Origin of the sequence: Salinarchaeum sp. IM2453 (assembly GCF_019693215.1) — an archaeon.
Taxonomy (GTDB): Archaea; Halobacteriota; Halobacteria; order Halobacteriales; family Salinarchaeaceae; genus IM2453.
On record NZ_CP081183.1, the window covers coordinates 2,351,641 to 2,367,955 of the forward strand.

Annotated in this window: 16 protein-coding genes; 9 read left to right on the forward strand and 7 right to left on the reverse strand. The window is 46.8% G+C overall.

The annotated features are described in order from the left end of the window. Nucleotides 1–57: 57 nt before the first annotated feature. The 3 genes from K0C01_RS11185 (at nucleotide 58) to K0C01_RS11195 (ending at nucleotide 2,985) form a co-directional block, all read left to right on the forward strand. Nucleotides 58–633 carry a DUF7978 family protein gene (locus tag K0C01_RS11185; protein ID WP_221169777.1) on the forward strand — a complete coding sequence of 192 codons (576 nt, stop codon included), beginning with the start codon at nucleotides 58–60 and terminating at the stop codon, nucleotides 631–633. A gap of 481 nt (nucleotides 634–1,114) precedes the next feature. Continuing rightward, entirely contained in the window at nucleotides 1,115–1,540 is a 426-nt protein-coding gene (locus K0C01_RS11190; RefSeq protein WP_221169778.1) for a V-type ATP synthase subunit I, read from the forward strand. A 161-nt stretch (nucleotides 1,541–1,701) separates the two neighbouring features. Continuing rightward, nucleotides 1,702–2,985, forward strand: a complete 1,284-nt coding sequence (locus tag K0C01_RS11195; protein WP_221169779.1) for a CobW family GTP-binding protein — start codon at nucleotides 1,702–1,704, stop codon at nucleotides 2,983–2,985. Nucleotides 2,986–2,996: 11 nt separating this feature from the next. On the opposite strand, the gene K0C01_RS11200 is transcribed toward K0C01_RS11195, so the two are convergent. The 4 genes from K0C01_RS11200 to K0C01_RS11215 form a co-directional block, all read right to left on the reverse strand. Then, nucleotides 2,997–3,692 carry a hypothetical protein gene (locus K0C01_RS11200; protein ID WP_221169780.1) on the reverse strand — a complete coding sequence of 232 codons (696 nt, stop codon included), beginning with the start codon at nucleotides 3,690–3,692 and terminating at the stop codon, nucleotides 2,997–2,999. A 144-nt stretch (nucleotides 3,693–3,836) separates the two neighbouring features. After that, nucleotides 3,837–4,364 (reverse strand): DUF2441 domain-containing protein, encoded by a 528-nt coding sequence (locus K0C01_RS11205; RefSeq protein ID WP_221169781.1) that lies wholly within the window; start codon nucleotides 4,362–4,364, stop codon nucleotides 3,837–3,839. A 207-nt stretch (nucleotides 4,365–4,571) separates the two neighbouring features. Further along, the gene (locus tag K0C01_RS11210) at nucleotides 4,572–4,907 is read right to left on the reverse strand and encodes a 4a-hydroxytetrahydrobiopterin dehydratase (protein ID WP_221169782.1); all 336 of its coding nucleotides are present in this window, start codon (nucleotides 4,905–4,907) and stop codon (nucleotides 4,572–4,574) included. A 327-nt stretch (nucleotides 4,908–5,234) separates the two neighbouring features. After that, complete coding sequence (locus tag K0C01_RS11215) at nucleotides 5,235–5,861, reverse strand: TetR/AcrR family transcriptional regulator (RefSeq protein ID WP_221169783.1); 627 nt, start codon at nucleotides 5,859–5,861, stop codon at nucleotides 5,235–5,237. 1,039 nt (nucleotides 5,862–6,900) lie between these two features. Here K0C01_RS11215 and K0C01_RS11220 point away from each other — a divergent pair. Together K0C01_RS11220 and K0C01_RS11225 are read left to right on the forward strand one after the other, a co-directional pair. Then, the gene (locus K0C01_RS11220; protein WP_221169784.1) at nucleotides 6,901–8,157 is read left to right on the forward strand and encodes an RNA-guided endonuclease InsQ/TnpB family protein; all 1,257 of its coding nucleotides are present in this window, start codon (nucleotides 6,901–6,903) and stop codon (nucleotides 8,155–8,157) included. 137 nt (nucleotides 8,158–8,294) lie between these two features. After that, a complete protein-coding gene (locus K0C01_RS11225) occupies nucleotides 8,295–9,098 on the forward strand; it encodes a CPBP family intramembrane glutamic endopeptidase (protein WP_221169785.1) in 804 nt (267 codons plus the stop codon). Nucleotides 9,099–9,113: 15 nt separating this feature from the next. Here K0C01_RS11225 and K0C01_RS11230 read toward each other — a convergent pair whose 3' ends face one another. After that, on the reverse strand, nucleotides 9,114–9,908 hold the full coding sequence (locus tag K0C01_RS11230) for a helix-turn-helix transcriptional regulator (RefSeq protein WP_221169786.1): 795 nt from the start codon (nucleotides 9,906–9,908) through the stop codon (nucleotides 9,114–9,116). Between the two features lie 214 nt (nucleotides 9,909–10,122). Between K0C01_RS11230 and K0C01_RS11235 the strand changes: the two genes are divergently transcribed. Next, the gene (locus K0C01_RS11235) at nucleotides 10,123–11,091 is read left to right on the forward strand and encodes a DMT family transporter (protein ID WP_221169787.1); all 969 of its coding nucleotides are present in this window, start codon (nucleotides 10,123–10,125) and stop codon (nucleotides 11,089–11,091) included. 682 nt (nucleotides 11,092–11,773) lie between these two features. On the opposite strand, the gene K0C01_RS11240 is transcribed toward K0C01_RS11235, so the two are convergent. Beyond that, on the reverse strand, nucleotides 11,774–12,475 hold the full coding sequence (locus K0C01_RS11240; protein ID WP_221169788.1) for an SDR family oxidoreductase: 702 nt from the start codon (nucleotides 12,473–12,475) through the stop codon (nucleotides 11,774–11,776). 115 nt (nucleotides 12,476–12,590) lie between these two features. On the opposite strand from K0C01_RS11240, the gene K0C01_RS11245 reads away from it, so the two are divergent. Further along, nucleotides 12,591–14,441, forward strand: coding sequence for a thioredoxin domain-containing protein (locus tag K0C01_RS11245; RefSeq protein WP_221169789.1), 1,851 nt, complete (start codon nucleotides 12,591–12,593; stop codon nucleotides 14,439–14,441). A gap of 132 nt (nucleotides 14,442–14,573) precedes the next feature. Here the strand turns inward: K0C01_RS11245 and K0C01_RS11250 are convergent, their stop codons facing one another. Next, nucleotides 14,574–15,077, reverse strand: coding sequence for an SRPBCC family protein (locus tag K0C01_RS11250; protein WP_221169790.1), 504 nt, complete (start codon nucleotides 15,075–15,077; stop codon nucleotides 14,574–14,576). A gap of 130 nt (nucleotides 15,078–15,207) precedes the next feature. Between K0C01_RS11250 and K0C01_RS11255 the strand changes: the two genes are divergently transcribed. Together K0C01_RS11255 and K0C01_RS11260 are read left to right on the forward strand one after the other, a co-directional pair. Then, nucleotides 15,208–15,615, forward strand: coding sequence for a VOC family protein (locus K0C01_RS11255; RefSeq protein ID WP_221169791.1), 408 nt, complete (start codon nucleotides 15,208–15,210; stop codon nucleotides 15,613–15,615). A gap of 109 nt (nucleotides 15,616–15,724) precedes the next feature. After that, nucleotides 15,725–16,027, forward strand: a complete 303-nt coding sequence (locus tag K0C01_RS11260) for a DUF5783 family protein (protein ID WP_221169792.1) — start codon at nucleotides 15,725–15,727, stop codon at nucleotides 16,025–16,027. Nucleotides 16,028–16,315: the final 288 nt, after the last annotated feature.

The window sequence follows — 16,315 nt, forward strand, 5'->3', positions numbered from 1 at the left end:
ACTCGCTACCGCTGTAACCACCAATCCATTTATTGCACTGTCTGACATAGCACGTCCATGTCAAGCATACAAGAGAAAGCTGAACAGGTGCCATACGGTGCTGGAGCAATTTTTGGAGTGGGCGCATACCTGTTTAGCTATATTCTCATATTTGCTCTTGTCTTCATTGGTGAAGACGAGTTATCTGATGATATTGTTGATGCATCTGGATGGATTTTATATAATGCACAGTTTGTAGACATTGAAATCTCCTCTGAAGAGGAAGTCGTCGATGATATCTTCGATGACACAACAATTAATTACGTTACGGAGGCTAGTGTCGAGCTCCCTTCGCTTGTATATCATCTTGTGCCAATTCTAGTACTTCTTAGTGCTGGGTTTATACTGGTCACGTATGCAGATATCGACTCAGAGATCATTGGTATCATGTCAGGGGCCTCGATTGTCAGCGGTACGGTGGTTTTGGCTGTCCTTGGCACGTTTGTATTTGAGATAACAGAAACGGTTGAGTTAGCCGACGTTGACGTAACCTATGCGCCACCACTTCTTGAGAGCATAATTTTTGTCGGGATCCTGTTTCCGGTTATCTTTGGGGCAATTGGCGGGTTAGTTGCTACACAGGTTGAGTCTTAAGCGACACCACTCCTCACCTGACCTCGTTCCACGGCTAAAGTCGTGGTATTCCCGTGGTACCGCACCGGTTAAGTGGAAGTATCAGGGTTGCAGTTTTGTCGCTATGATTAGACTGCTGGTGGAGATAAGCCGCCGTTTTCGACCCCTGACATGGAATGCAGAGATACCGTGCTTCCCAAGAGCCACGGTCAGTGAATCGAAATAGATTCCCTCAGACATGGTGTGATCTGATTACCAAGGCGGTCAAACCGCGTCAGGACAGTCATGTCTACCTCTTGATTAAGAAGGAAAATCTGGCTTGGAGCTCTTATTACTGATTAGGTCCTAATTGTCAGCTTCATCCACTCCACAAATAGGTCTTCGCTTCGCTACCGCTGTAATTGATACCACGTGGAAAGCAGATACATCATACATTCTTGATGAATGGATTACATTGGCAGTCGGCATCAAGTTCATTACCATTGGTAACATATCATAATATATGAGTGACCAAGACAAAGGCCGATTTCAGCAACTCGATTCAGCAATGAACCGGATCCGAGACAGCTTTGACGATATTGTAGATGAATCAAAAGAGGCGGGACAAAAGGCGTTTGTTGGTGCAAGGGAAATGGTCGATTCACTAGAGGATCGAGTCGATCAGCTCCGTGACCGTACTGAGGATGAGCTTGACGATGTTGTCGATGAGTCAAAGGAACTCAGTGATGACGTCGAATCAGAACTCCGGGAAGCAATCAACGATCTAGAGGATGATGTTGAAGAATTGCGATACAGACTTGATGATGAACTTGATGAAGCAGTCGATGAATCAAAAGAAGCTAGCGAAGAAATGCGAACCCGTGTCGAACAAGCAGTCGATGAATTGGAGGATCGTATTGAGAAGCTCCGAAATCGAATTCGTAGCTAACGGTATCGCGTGTCGTTAGTACGAGGTGTTAGTTTTAGAGATATCTGTATGAGAAGGATGTTCAAAATACTGATATTATTAACTATACCTATTCTATTACCAGTATTTTATATGCTGGATAGAATTATTGTTATACAGCGACTTAGGGAGTTCATATAGATATGGGAAAAGATATTCCAGTAACCATTCTCTCAGGCATCCTTGGAGCCGGAAAGACAACGACGTTGAATCACTTACTGAACCAAACTGAAACATCCGATATTGCTGTTTTGGTAAACGATATGGGAGCGGTAAACGTTGATGCTGCAGATATTAAACGCCAATCAACTCTCTCAGAAGGAGAGGTCGTTGAACTGTCTAATGGCTGCATATGTTGTGGTGTTAGAGGTGAGTTTGAGCGTGCTGTTATTGATTTAGCTTTGGAGGAATCATTTTCTGCGCTTATAATTGAGCCATCAGGTATTTCGGAGCCAGAAACACTGATTCAAACGCTGATACAAGGAAGAGCAGGCAGTTTCTATGATCTCTCGAGTGCTGTAACCGTGGTTGATGCGCGTCGTTTTTACGATGCATTCGTCGGCATGGAGCAGCCGGATCTTGGAAGCGAGGGTGACAAATCACTTTCTGATCTTATTGCCTCTGGGATCGAATTCTGTGACACTGTCTTACTGAACAAGACAGACCTGATTACAGAAGAAGAACGTAAAGAGACTACTCGTATCCTCCGGTCAATGCAACCGGAAGCACGGGTTGTAGAGACAACATATGGTGCTGCCGATCCCGAGAACATACTCTGGACTGACCGATTTGATATAAGAACAGTTTCTACATCTGCACACTGGAAACAGACAATCGGAGCTCACCGTCAAGATCCAGATACACCCGATGATGAAGGAACCTTAGAACACAACCATGATCACAACCACTCTCACGGCGAGCATGAGGACCACGACCACCAGCATGCTCACGATGGACACCTGCCGGAAGAGTATGGAGTCAGTTCATTCGTGTTTGAGTCTTGGAAACCATTCCACCCAGAACGATTAGCTGCCTTTTTCGATAATCCACCAGTAACGGTAATTCGAGTGAAGGGGAATGCGCATATTGCTGGTCGACCAAACTATGCGATCAATGTTTCACTGGCTGGTGTTGAGACCCATGTTGAAGCAGCCGGCCGATGGATTGTCTCACTTCCACCAGGAAGACAGGCTGCGTATCGTGAATCACGTGATCCAGACTGGCATTCGGAGTACGGAGACAGAAAGACCGAGCTTGTCGTAATTGGTCAGGAGATGAACGTAAAGCAGATCAGGAATCAATTAGAAGACTGTGTAGTCGGGGAAGGAGAGCTAACAGAGGAAGTTGATCAGCGTAATAATCCATTTCCAAAACGGGAAGACGAAACGGTACAGTTTCAAGCCTTCACCGAGAGCGGAGCAGATTAGCTACCAACAAACTACTCTGTATATCTCCGTTGGATTTCATTCCGAAGATCGTTTGTAATCTGTTGCTCAGCTTCTTGTAGAGCTCTGACCGCCTCATCGGTGAACTCAACTGAAATTGTCGGCAGACCGCGGCCAAATAGTGATCCGACGACATCCGCAGGGTCAATCGTCGTTTCAAAGGTAAAAGCGTGCTTGTGTTCCTGAAATGGTCCAGTAAATGGGAACGCTTCTTCTACTAGATATAGTGCCTCATCAGATTCTAGTGCCGCTGTTGTTGCATCCCAAAATTCATCATTCGAATGTTGAACAATAGGTCGGATACCGTCCGCAAGTTCTTCGAGTCTACTCATCGTTTGCTGAACAACGATAGATTGCTGTTGCTCTGAAACGTCCTCTGCAAGCGCATCAAGGTAATTATCATACTGTAGTAATTCGCGTTGGTACATATCGATTGAGTCTCCGTTCTCTACTGCATCAAGTAGCACTTGGAATTGATTGTTTGTGCGTGTTTGATACTCTTGTAATTCTGGACGAACAATTTCTTCCTCAATAAACGATGAGTTCTTCCGAAGAATGTCAACAAATCGTCCACCTGATTGGAACCCTGATCCCTGTAACACTCGCTCAACGCTAAATTCATCTCGAGTAGTGTTGATTGTTTCTTCAAGAAAATGTTGGAATCCGCGTTCTGCTGCCAAACGACTCATTAATCGTGACGTAAGAGACTGAAACAAATAGGGATGTTGCTCTTCTCCACAGTGCCGAGATCGACAAAGCGAATTAGTCGCCATTCGCAGTTCTGCTTCCTGAAAGCACTGGCGATGATGTTTGCAAAATTATCGTTCAGTTGATCAATCGGAGCTAACTGTATCAACCAGCGAATCGACTGTCACCGGACACTTGAGTAAATATTCTCTCTCTCCGCTTCGGTGGGGGGTCTGGTTCCAGTACTGCTCTGCATCTAACAGAACCTCTGGAATTGTTGTTCCGCGACGATGCTGCGAATAAAATGGTCCAGTCGGGTCGACATCTGAAATCTTGAAGATATCATATCTATCATGAAGCCCAATCTGTCGTGCTGCTCGTTTAGCGCTTTTTACTGTCTCAAACACGACGACTGCTTGAAACCGCGATGGGCACTCCTCGTACTCTCCTCGTCGCGCGATCTCTAGAAGCCATTCCCTGATTGCTTCGATTGATTGATTTGGATTTGTCAGGGTTGCCTCTGCCCATTGACAGCCATTGTATGAAAGTCCATCTGGGAACCACTTAACCAATGGCTTGTGTTGGGTGTTAATGATATCACTATGTGGATCAACGAGTCGCACGGTTTGACCAGGAGACAACTCGTTGACTTTTCGATAGAGATAGGCGTCCATAACGTATAATTACTGTATCGGATCAAAATACTTCGGCTTGTCTTGGAGAAGTTGCTAATAATGCTTACATCGGACTCGTATGTGAACTCAGCTTCAGGATTCAACCCCCGAACAATCGCTTTGTATCGTCTGTACAAACGGTTCAATCAGACCTGCCTGTGAATTAGATAAGCTAAAGTTCAACACAGAGTTGGTCAGAGACTTTTGCTAATCATCAAGCATTGAATGATACCGTTGTTCAATGTTGGCAGCAAGAACAAAATCAAGCTCTTGCAGTCCATCTACGTCATGCGAGTACAATGTAATTGAAACGTTCCCCCATGAGAGATGAATATCTGGGTGGTGCCAGTATTCATCGGCTAATTCTCCTACTTCGTTTGTAAATGCGAGTGCCTCGTTAAAATCTGAAAAATCAAATGAGCCTTCTAAGTGATGTCCATCGACAACTTCCCAAACAGACTCATCAAGTCTTTGGAGGTAAGCGCGTCGTTCAGTTGGGCTCAAAACACCGTCTTGAGGTTCTTTATCAGCTAAGTCTGACATAGTTGTATATATGGCTCTGGTCTCTTGAGTGCTACTACCATAAGTCACAATTACTACATAGATCTTTTAAGCTGAACAGACACTATGAAGTCAAATACACTAGTATAATGTTGGAACTACGAACCAGATTTGTATCCTTCCCTTCACGGAAGGATCAAGTCGGATGACGCGAGGATGGGCATCAAGATTGTTGACGTTTACTGCCTTGGAGCCAATTCCCGTGACATCCGCCTCAATATTTCTGTGAACTATCCTTAACCTACACTCCACCTTCAGCGGGGCTTTGTGGATATTTTAGCCTGTAAAGATTAAGAATCAAGAACAATATTAGGTTGGAGCTGATTCAGACACCGGAGAAGATTCCAGAGTGAGGTGAGTCATAATATAGGCGTCAAGCATATTTCGACCTTCTTCCATCATAGATACCTCAGAAAAAGATACACTACGCATAATAATCCCATACGCGGTTGCGTATATTAGTTCAGCAGTCTTACGCGGATTGACATCAGTGAATATGCTTTGCTCGACTCCATCTTCAATTGCTGCTGTTAACGCCGAAAGCCAAATTTTGTCCGACCGGTCAAATTGTTCCTGATAGGCTTCGTGGTAGGGTGCTTGAGAACGAATTTCTAGAATTACTCGCCGTGATTGGAGTTCTTCCTCGGCTGGATTCCTTGGAAGAATTTGGTCAAGCACTGCCTGTAGCCGGTCTATTGGGTTTTCTGCATCAATCTCTGCGATGTCATTCTCAATTTGGCTGAGAATATGTCGCAAAAAGTCTTCTAATAATTTTTCTTTGTTCTCATAATGATAGTATAGCAGTGACTTGCTCTTATCAAACTCTTCAGCAATATCAGCAATTGTTGTCGTGGGATAGCCGTTATTTGCGAGGGCACGGAAGGTTGCCCCCATAATCTCCTCTGTGGTGGCCTCTTCAGAAGCTGATTTACCCATTAATATGCAACTATGATCGTTCATTAATTAACTCTTAACGGAAAAAGCGCACACAGGTTGTTGAGCTCAGTACATATAGCCTAACCTGAATATAAGTACACGGATAATTGGAGAAATGAATTACCTTGCCTACTCGTTCCCGTTAGTCGCTCCTTGAGGACGGGGACGTAACCTGTAGAAGTTAAGAGAAAATTACAGGGTGTTCTTTGGGGAACTGGTATTTACTCAGACCATTGCCTGTGCTGTCTGTGGTGGAAATATGAGACACACGCGTTGACCGGGGGGTTTCCCCGTATCAACGCAAAAGGCACGTGGAACGCGCCGGTTCCGGGGCAGGAAGATCCGGATGGCGTCCTACGTGCCGTGCCCCATTGCAGTATACGAATATTTCCGGGGCAGGGGAACCGGGTTGCAATTGGTGTTTTGGGCGTATTCACACGACGAGGGGATGGAACCGTCGACGAGATTGTGGTCTGGCGGTCTATGCTGGTTTCACCCAGCATGATATACTGAATGAGCGTTCAACATAAATTTATCGCTATTTCTCGTGCCAGGAAAATTAGTGCGACGGCATAGTGATTATCGACTTGATACTCGGTAACTCGGAGAGGAATCATCGTACCTTGTAGTAGGTGTCAACTGCTCTGCACCACCGTGCACAGAGATTGTCAGTGGACTCGACTCTACCCCCGAAAGCGAGAGAGCCAGTGTATCTGACTAACTCAGGGCCCTCACTCCTGACGTGAGAGGGCATTGACCGACGTCCCTCCGACCAGACGGCTGATGTCCTTGCCCGTAGTGGAACCGGAATCAGCCTTGATACTTATTTGAAAACATTCTCAAAATCAGTATATGTGTAGCTCAACATTTCATTTATCGAGGATTATACGCTGAACAGGCGCAATACCACGGCCTTCAGGCCGTGGATACGCGCCGTCACTCGGTGACACGTTCCACCGACTCCGACAGGCCCGGATATTCTACGCCAAACACAGGTTTTAATCGATTCTGTTCCATAACTAGTTATGAAAACAGCACGATGCTGGAGACGACCCGCACCTACGTCGCACGCATCACGAACCACGAACAGGTTCATGACGATCTTGATGCCTGCGGGTTTGCAGCATCGAAACTGTGGAACGTTGGCCGCTACTACATCCAAGGCCGGTGGGACGACGACGGCGAGATTCCCGACGAGAAAGAATTGAAATCGGAGTTGAAAAACCACGAACGCTATAGTGACCTGCATTCTCAGTCAAGTCAGCGAGTTCTTGAAGAGCTTGCTGAGGCGTTTAACGGCTGGTACAACTCCGACGACGGCAATGACCCACCGGGATACCGGAAACGTGGCGACCGACACCCGCGCTCCACCGTGACGTGGAAACAGAAAGGCATCAAACACGACGCCAAACACAGTCAACTCCGCCTCTCGAAAGGTTGGAATCTGAAAGACGGGCGGTCAGACTTCATCCTCGCAGAGTACGAAACCCGGCCCGACGTAGAAGTCGAGAACATCCAACAGGTGCGTGCCGTCTGGAACGGCGACAAGTGGGAACTTCACATCGTTTGTAAGAAAGAGATTCCCGTTGAGGACGCACCCGGCGAGAATACAGCGGGTATCGACCTCGGTATCAGCAACTACCTCGCCATCGACTACGAAGACGGCCCTTCTGAGTTGTATCCGGGGAACGTGTTGAAAGAGGACAAGCACTACTTCACCCGCGAGGAGTACCAGACCGAAGGCAAGAACGGGCCGTCCAAGCGAGCGCGGACGGCTCGGCAGAAACTCTCCCGACGCAAAGACCATTTCCTCCACACGCTCTCGAAACACATCGTTGAACGATGTGTCGAAGAAGGTGTAGAGGAGATAGCAGTTGGCGACCTCAGCGACATCCGCGAGGATGAGAACGGTGACTCGCGGGAGTGGGGCCAGTCGGGGAACAAGAAACTCCACGGATGGGAGTTCGACCGATTCGCCCGTCTCCTTGAATACAAGGCCGAGGAACACGGCATCCTCGTTGACCGGGTAGACGAGGAGAACACCTCAATGACGTGTTCGTGTTGCGGGCAGATTCGGGACAGCAATCGCGTGGAGCGCGGGCTGTACGTCTGTGAGTCGTGTGAGACGACGATGAACGCAGACGTGAATGGCGCGGTGAACATCCGTAGAAAGATAACTCAGAGTCCCCCAACAGGGGATATGAGTAACGGCTGGTTGGCACAGCCCGGAGTCTTCCTGTTCGACCGCGAGAGCGGACGGTTCACACCGAGAGAACAGGGAGTCTGCAAACCCTAATATCCCAACGCTCGGGATTCCTCCGCCTTCAGGCGGAGGAGGATGTCAAGTGTAATGGCGCTAGATTTTGTCTTTTATCACAAGTAAAATTACAATAATGACAATCCAAAAGAGGTGATAGTATATATATATTATATATGCAGCATTCAGAGGCGAGTTCACAAAAGAATACTAAAAGCCCTCTTCGAACGGCACTTGTTGGGTTTGGGTTAGCGATTCTTGGCATCCTCGTTGCAGAGATTATGATAGCTCCTGCAGCAGTGGTTGACCCAAGTCTTGCCGATGGAATTGGGGAAGCGACAATGACAGGTCAGAGTCTCGCGTTAATCTTGAATTTTGTTGGAATGGCACTGGCCGGAATAGCATACCTCATATTCACCGACCGCGGGCTATCTTGGATCGATCTTCGCCAGCCGACCCGTTCGGACTGGCGATATGTGGTTCTCGGTAGTCTAGCAAGTCTCGGACTTCTAGTTTTATTTCAGGTTATTGTCTGGCTTGGGGTGCCAGCTGCAGACAGTCAGGTAATCGATATTGTCGGAGATAGTCAGACAATGATCTTGATTATGATCGTTATTGTATTCTTATTTAACGCGCCAGCGGAGGAGTTTCTGTTTCGGAATGTGATCCAGAAACGCCTATACGAAGGGTTTTCGCGGAGAGATGCAATCCTTGTCACAAGCGCTATTTTTGCGATAATTCATATTCCGATGTATGTCATGTATGCGGACACCGTCTTGGCAACGATGACCTCAATTATCCTTATGTTTGCTGGATCAGTTATTTTTGGGTATGTATACGCACAAACAGAGAATCTGTTTGTCCCAACTCTTGCGCATGCAGTATATAACGCGGTACAATTTGCACTTCTTTATTTAGCAATTGAACTTGGTATTGAAGAAGTTCAACCTGGATTTGTTCTTACCAGTATTGGATTATAGTGCCTTTGGCAGAATTCAATCTGTCAGTAGGTCACTAGAAGATAGCGAATCAGATCGTTGTCGATACCGACTGAAGGTGTCCTGTGCCCACTCATAGATTGCAGTATTTTCAGAATCAACTGCCCCCCGAAGAACGCCTTGCGTATCACGGACTAACAGACATACTGCTTCATCTGCAACCATCACAGCTAGTGGAATATCGTCAGTAACAGCGATTTCACTTCGGTCATGGCGAACTAATTCTTGAAGCTTGGCACTTAGCTCTTCGTCAGATTGCAGTGCACTGATGGCTGCACGTGAAAAAATTCCATTAAACTGTGTGTCTCCATTGGTTACTAGGTCATGCACAATAGTCAATGTTTCCTCGTTAAACGCATGTGAGACGGTCGTGATTCTTGCTGCGCCATCAATCAAGGTTAGAAGCCGTTTTAGCGGTGCGTTCGGACGGGTTCGAGTTGGTGTTGTTATCCTTGTATCCGCGAGATGTTGGATATCAAAAGTAAACTCATCTTCAGGGAGATAAGCGGCAATCCCTCGTAGCTGCTGCTCAGTCGTTATCATCTCCATGAGTTGTGTGAATCCTTTACAGACAAGGGATCCTGTTGAAGTTGTCGTGTAAGCGCTATCCACCCGTTTCACCCATGATCGGTCTTGAAAGTCACCAAGGATACGACCGAGTGTTGCCTGTGAAACATCAGTTTGTTCTGCGAGTTCCTTTCTGGTGTAAGTTCCATTTGAGAGTAACTGAAGAACCTCAACACGATTAGGAGAAAGCGCTAAGAATTCAATCTCCTCAAGAGCCGACTCCATATTATTACATGTGGCGGTTGCGCAATAAAAGATTTCGCGCAGTGCAATGATTTCATGACCCGAAATACACATCGGCCGTCATAAATTTGCACAAAAAAGCAGTGTATACGGCCATTGCAATACTTTCTGGCTGAACCTATGCGTATGCCAGCACTTGTTATAGATAGGTGATTTACTTGTTTATTTTTAGACTTACCGACCGAGGTGGTATTCGGTGAACCGTCAGTCAATCTTATACTTCACTCTCGCAGGCGTATTCTTTGGAGGCACGTTTGTTGCCGCCAGAGGAGGATTGGAGTACTTCCCACCTCTGCTATTTGTTGCACTACGTTTCGACATCGCAGCAGCTCTGCTGTTAGCATATGTACTTATTGCGTATTCACGTGAAGAAATCTTGCCACGGTCATCTGATGATATTGTCAGTATCATTGGCACAGGTGTGCTCGTTATTGGATTAGCAAACGCATTCCTATTCGTAGGGCAGCAGTACGCACCAAGTTCTGTCGGAGCAATTGTGTTTAGCCTAATCCCGATTCTAACAACGTTGTTTGCGGCAGTATTACTTGGATCAAAAGAGTTCTCTAATCGAACGATTACAGGGACAGTGATCGGCCTAGTTGGCGTTGTGCTTGTTGTGAGTCCCGACTTAGCAACAAGTGGCAGCATGACAGGTCGTATCGCACTCTTTGTTGGTGCGGTAAGTGCTGCATTGGGTGCGGTACTTATCAAATACGCACAGCCACAAATCTCAAGCACTGTACGAATTGCATGGGGGTTGCCACTTGCTGCAATTCTTTCACATGGATTCGCATTCACTGCTGGTGAGGAATTTGGAGAGATTATCTGGACAACAGAAGCACTGTTAGCGCTAGCGTACGTCAGTATCTTTGCTGGTGTCCTCGCGTATACTGCATACTTTGCGTTGCTTGACACAGCAGGTCCAGTTCAGGCCAACCTGATGTTTTATCTCATACCAATTGTCTCGACAATCGGTGGAGCGGTGTTACTTGGTGAGTCGATAACTCCGTTTGTAGTGCTTGGATTTGTAATCGTCTTTGTTGGATTTGCCGTTATCGGAAGTGAGTCAGTCGAAATCAATGAGATTCGTGTCCGCATGTACAATACACTAACCAAGTCAGATACGAACGTCTCTGAAGTTTCAAACCAACAGAAGTCAGACTAACTAGCAACTTCACAGAAGAATCAGGACGGATACCACGGGGTTGACGCCGAGGTACTTTACAGTGTTAATGCCAGCCAACTCCTCACGGAGAAGGTCGGGAGGAATTACATTTGCCTGCGGGTGCGGTGCGGTCCCAAGACGGCGAAGCCTCGGGGCTTGACCCCAAGGTACTTCACAGCAAGGGCGTCTCACCGCGGGCGAAGGAGGACGATAGCGAAGTCAGGCAGGTGCTGAACTTCGTCGACGCGTTCGCAGAAACAGATCCCGAAACAGTCCACCCCCTGCTCGCCCGGTTCGATCGAATCGTTCGGTATAACGTCCAGCGAGCCTCCTACGGCGATCATCCTGTCGCTACTATCAACAGGGGACATGTCACCGGTGCGCTAGCGTCGACGACTCTACGGCAGCACGTCCAGTCTTGCGTCGAGTGATCGGGAATCGCTATTCAGCACGGCTGCTGAAATCTGCCATTGGCAGAGGACCTCAATAGGGCTACTTCGATCTGCTCCATCGCAACTGCTGTTTTCAGGGGGCTAGAATGGGTGAAACCCACCTCAATGGCATTATAAGACGACCCGTTTTAGTTGGATTGACGGGCTGATTCTGTTCGATCAGTATAGCTGCTAACCGATGTCATCGGGAGCGTCTAAACAAGGCTAAGAAATTGTATCCATAACAACTGTTATTTCTGGCGAGGAGGAAGCGCCCAATCTACGCTCATCCCATTTTGCCGATTTGGTCGCGTAATGGCCTCCATGATTGAATTTCTAAGTTCTGGAGTGACAAGTGCAGCAGTCATTATCCATGCAACATCCTTTCGAGAAATGGTGCCCCAGAGCTTTGTCCCTGGTTTTGCGACGGTCACTTCTCGTGTCAGCGGTCCATTCGTGAGGATCCCTGCTCGAATGATAGTATAAGCAATCTGCCCTTCCCGAAGTGCATTTTCTGCTTGTTCCTTTGCCCGCTGCACGCGTTTGATTGCAATGTTGAATATCGTCCCAAGTGCACTGTGTGGTTCTGGTCCCACACCGAGTGCTGATTCCATGATGAACTGGTCAACGTCTGTCTGTATAGCTGCGTCTATCAGTGCTTGATTGCCGGCACCATCCACAAGCGGTTCAGACGAAAGAATTGCTCTTGGAGACGATCCAACAGCCGAAAGAATAACATCAACATCAGCCAGCGTCTGTTTTAGATTTGATGGTGATAGGAGGTCGTCAACAACGACTTGGTCAGCGCCAAGTGTTCTCAACATATCCTCATTCTCAGCACTTCGGGTCATCGCTGTGACTGTTGGAGATCGGTTGTCCAAGAGCCGTATTATTTCTCTTCCTGTTCCACCGGTTGCACCAGCAACTAGCACAGAGTTGGGTACATCTTCCATACATTATGTTTAGCCTGCCTACGTATTTGCTATTTGGAAGCAAAGACCATTGATTCGAATAGTACTTAAAGCTATTTGGGGACAACGTTATTTGATTGCACACTGATATTATATTATGTCTTCAGTTAATAATAATCGACTTCAATCAGAGGTCAGCCCATATCTGCAACAGCATGCTGACAATCCTGTTTGTTGGCAGCCATGGGATAAAGAGGCACGAAAGGCAGCAAAGCGTGAAGATAAGCCAATATTCCTTTCTGTCGGATATTCCGCCTGTCACTGGTGTCATGTAATGGAAGAAGAATCATTTAGCGACCCGGATATTGCTAATCGTTTAAATAAATCCTTTATTCCAATCAAAGTTGATCGTGAGGAACATCCTGCCGTTGATCGGGTTTATCAACAGCTGTGCCAGCTTGTGACTGGTCATGGAGGATGGCCATTGTCCATTTGGCTGACGCCCGAACTAAAACCATTTGCAGTTGGAACTTACTATCCGCCAGAAGAGCGCTATGGACGTCAGTCATTTAGATCACGGCTGGACGACCTTGTGACAGAGTGGGAGACAAACCGGACAGAGGTCGATGCCCGGGCTGATCAGTGGACAACAGCACTCGAACAACACTTTCAACCGTCAAATAATGTCGCACCCTCAACATTCAATCTCAAAACGGTTGCAACAACTGCTGTTAGCCGGGCTGATGATGAGTATGGCGGATGGGGAAATAGAACAAAATTCCCGCACACTGGACGGATAGAGGCGCTTTTGCTCGCGACGGAGATGTTTGGTGAAGAGGTATACCGCGACACGGCGACTCGGGCGCTCGAAGCGATGGCTACCGGTGGATTATATGATCATGTTGGGGGAGGGTTCCATCGGTATGCTACTGATCGAGAGTGGACAGTTCCGCATTTTGAAAAGATGCTGTATGATAATGCCGAGTTACTTCGCGTCTATGCACTGGCGTATGCATCGACTGAGAATCGCCAGTACGAGACAGTTGTACGCGAGACGGCTGACTTCTTATATGAACACATGCGGCATCCTGATGGTGGGTACTATGGCACGATTGATGCACAGAGTGATCCCCCAAGCACACGAGGAAGCTATACCGAATCAGAAGGTGCGTATTACACATGGACTCCAGATGAGATTGATAGAGTACTTGAACCTGAACGAGGGGAGATAGTTAAAAATCGGTATGGGATAACACCAGAGGGGAACTTTAATAACACAACTGTATTGACGATTAGTGCAACAATAGAAGAACTTGCTGATCAATTTTCTCTATCAACAGCAGCAATCAACGAACATCTTACTCAAGCAAAGACAGAGTTGCAACGGGCCCGAGGACAGCGACCAGCTCCACATACGGATAAGAAAGTCATCACTGCATGGAATGGACTTATGATTCATAGTCTTGTAACGGCAGCTGTTATCTTTGATGATGACGAGTATATGACACAGGCAGAGCAAGTGCTCTCGTTTATTCAGTCAAATCTCTATGATAATGGCCAGTTGTCCCGTGGATACCTTGATAAGACACGGATGGATACCGCTGCTCTATCTGATTATGCGATGACTGGTCTTGGAACACTAGCATATACACGGGCAACAAATGATGATACATATGTCCCAATGCTACATGCGATTATTCAGGACATTTTTGATCAGTTCTGGGATAAACAAGATGGACAAATATATTACACTTCGGCCCGCCGAAACGATCTAATTGTTAGGCCGGTTGATCACACAGATCAGTCGCTTCCGTCTAGTACAGGAACTGTCCTTCGGCTGCTGACAGGAGCTAAACGTACTACTAGTATTGAATACGAAAGTAAAATTATCGACCAGATGTTATCAACAGTCCGACCACAAGCAAGTAATCAACCGTTATTGCACGCAACAATCGCGATTGGAATCAGCCAAGACCGGTATAATCAGTTATTTGATGGGTACCTGTAGTCACACTATCCTATACGCTGGAAGTCAATATTGATCTCCTCATGCAGCTGAAGCGATGTATTTTCTCCTCGCCACTGCTGTGATTGCTCAGTCTATATACAAAATAAATATGGCCTAGTGGGGAACAACGCCCTACTTATGATCAGGAACTGAGGATGGAGCGTCAAATACAGACCGTAACCGGTGGTGTCGGTACACAAATCCAATTGATAGTCCGGCACGAACAAACGCTGTTGGAACTGCTGGAGGTGGTTCATACGTAATATGATCAATAGCGACAGTAGTGTCATCTTGTGCTATAAACTGGTGTCGGTGTTTCCAAACTGGTAACAGACCATTCGTTGCTATATCAATGAAGTGTGCCTGGTCTTCAGTGTAGTTCCGTTCTGTTATCTCTGTTTCCCATGTAATCCTCGGACCAACAACAGCTGGCTGTACCGACAGTACGATTTTTGTACCTTCTGTCAGTGTCTGAGATATATCGGCATGTGCTGGTCCATTAGGCGGCTTAATTCGATCAATTCTTGGAGATAAAATACTTGGCGTTAGCTGCAATAGCCCGTGTCCAGTTGAGTGGAACTCCCAGACTGATTTAAGTGACGCATCAACAGCTGTTTTCTTGTGAAACTGTGCCATAGATATTGGTAAAAGAACTGAGGCATATTATTGATTGTTGTACAGGAGGTCAAGGCGACAGCCCCGAGGCCTGACCCTGAGGTGCGTTCACATCCATGGAAGTTATGTTCAGACACTTCTAACGCCAGTTATGGAACTCGATGTTGTCGATCTTGATCACGTCGCGATTCATGTAACCGATCTTGATCGGGCTCTATGGTTTTACCATGAGTTACTTGGAATGGAGATCCGTGATCATGAACGATATAAACGAGGAGAAGTCCCGTTTGTTGCTGTGGTTGCTGGGGGCCGACATATCCACTTAGTTCCAACTGACACAGATGACATTGACGTCGGAGGAGAACACATCTGCCTACTGCTTCGATCAGAAACAGTTGACACAGAAAACGAACTAAGATCACTCCTTGCTGAACTCCAAGAGCATGGCGTCTCCGTTGAGTCCAATGAACCGTTCAAACGGTACGGTGCATATGGAAATGCATGGGCAGCATATGTTCGTGATCCAGATAACCGTCGCATTGAACTAAAGCTGCATTGAAGGGGGATACTTGACCTCCCCTCACGGCTGAAGTCGTTGGGTTCCACCAGATTTCTGCCGCTGTTGGTACTGCCTTGGAAGTTAAGACGATTGAGTCCAACAAGCAGATATGACGCCATTTGACGCAGAAAAATTCGAAGACAAGTACAAGCACTATTTTACTGAACTACAGCAGGCCTACCGGAATGCTTTCGAAGAGATGGAGCAACGCTATGACTCAGATATTGTCCACTACATTGATCAACATCTTCTGGCAGAAAGTGAACCATTTTACGATGGAAATGGCAGGTTTCGGGTAGAACTCTCAAACGACACAGAACGGCAGGTAGAAGATGAAGACATGAGTGAAATACTTGAGGAGTATATACAGGTTCTTGAAGAGCAGATTGCAGCAGAGTTTGAATTTCAGTAGTAGTAGGGGTTAGATCGGACTATCTAACGGGGTCGTATACTTGGCTGGAGAGATTCAATTTAACTTTTATAGTCTAAGTCGCCGGAGTTAAGAAACGGTCGAATAACACAAGTAGGGCGGGGACACAACTGTGTGCGCTTAGTCCGGTCAACAGATTCAGATTGATTGGTAGTCAGCAGCAAGATTAGAGCGGGACATGCCTGCAATCAGCCTCTATTCTCCCGTTATCACCGAGTATTGATGGGAGACTCCGGGGCGACAATAACTGCGGTGACTGGCATCGATACG

What these genes read in the sequence shown, in the direction of transcription:
- K0C01_RS11255 (WP_221169791.1), top strand. Translation starts at nt 15,208, where the DNA reads ATGGAACTCGATGTTGTCGATCTTGATCACGTCGCGATTCATGTAACC.
- K0C01_RS11215 (WP_221169783.1), bottom strand. Translation starts at nt 5,861, where the DNA reads ATGGGTAAATCAGCTTCTGAAGAGGCCACCACAGAGGAGATTATGGGG.
- K0C01_RS11220 (WP_221169784.1), top strand. Translation starts at nt 6,901, where the DNA reads ATGCTGGAGACGACCCGCACCTACGTCGCACGCATCACGAACCACGAA.
- K0C01_RS11225 (WP_221169785.1), top strand. Translation starts at nt 8,295, where the DNA reads ATGCAGCATTCAGAGGCGAGTTCACAAAAGAATACTAAAAGCCCTCTT.
- K0C01_RS11190 (WP_221169778.1), top strand. Translation starts at nt 1,115, where the DNA reads ATGAGTGACCAAGACAAAGGCCGATTTCAGCAACTCGATTCAGCAATG.
- K0C01_RS11205 (WP_221169781.1), bottom strand. Translation starts at nt 4,364, where the DNA reads ATGGACGCCTATCTCTATCGAAAAGTCAACGAGTTGTCTCCTGGTCAA.
- K0C01_RS11210 (WP_221169782.1), bottom strand. Translation starts at nt 4,907, where the DNA reads ATGTCAGACTTAGCTGATAAAGAACCTCAAGACGGTGTTTTGAGCCCA.
- K0C01_RS11230 (WP_221169786.1), bottom strand. Translation starts at nt 9,908, where the DNA reads ATGGAGTCGGCTCTTGAGGAGATTGAATTCTTAGCGCTTTCTCCTAAT.
- K0C01_RS11200 (WP_221169780.1), bottom strand. Translation starts at nt 3,692, where the DNA reads ATGAGTCGTTTGGCAGCAGAACGCGGATTCCAACATTTTCTTGAAGAA.
- K0C01_RS11245 (WP_221169789.1), top strand. Translation starts at nt 12,591, where the DNA reads ATGTCTTCAGTTAATAATAATCGACTTCAATCAGAGGTCAGCCCATAT.
- K0C01_RS11185 (WP_221169777.1), top strand. Translation starts at nt 58, where the DNA reads ATGTCAAGCATACAAGAGAAAGCTGAACAGGTGCCATACGGTGCTGGA.
- K0C01_RS11240 (WP_221169788.1), bottom strand. Translation starts at nt 12,475, where the DNA reads ATGGAAGATGTACCCAACTCTGTGCTAGTTGCTGGTGCAACCGGTGGA.
- K0C01_RS11195 (WP_221169779.1), top strand. Translation starts at nt 1,702, where the DNA reads ATGGGAAAAGATATTCCAGTAACCATTCTCTCAGGCATCCTTGGAGCC.
- K0C01_RS11260 (WP_221169792.1), top strand. Translation starts at nt 15,725, where the DNA reads ATGACGCCATTTGACGCAGAAAAATTCGAAGACAAGTACAAGCACTAT.
- K0C01_RS11250 (WP_221169790.1), bottom strand. Translation starts at nt 15,077, where the DNA reads ATGGCACAGTTTCACAAGAAAACAGCTGTTGATGCGTCACTTAAATCA.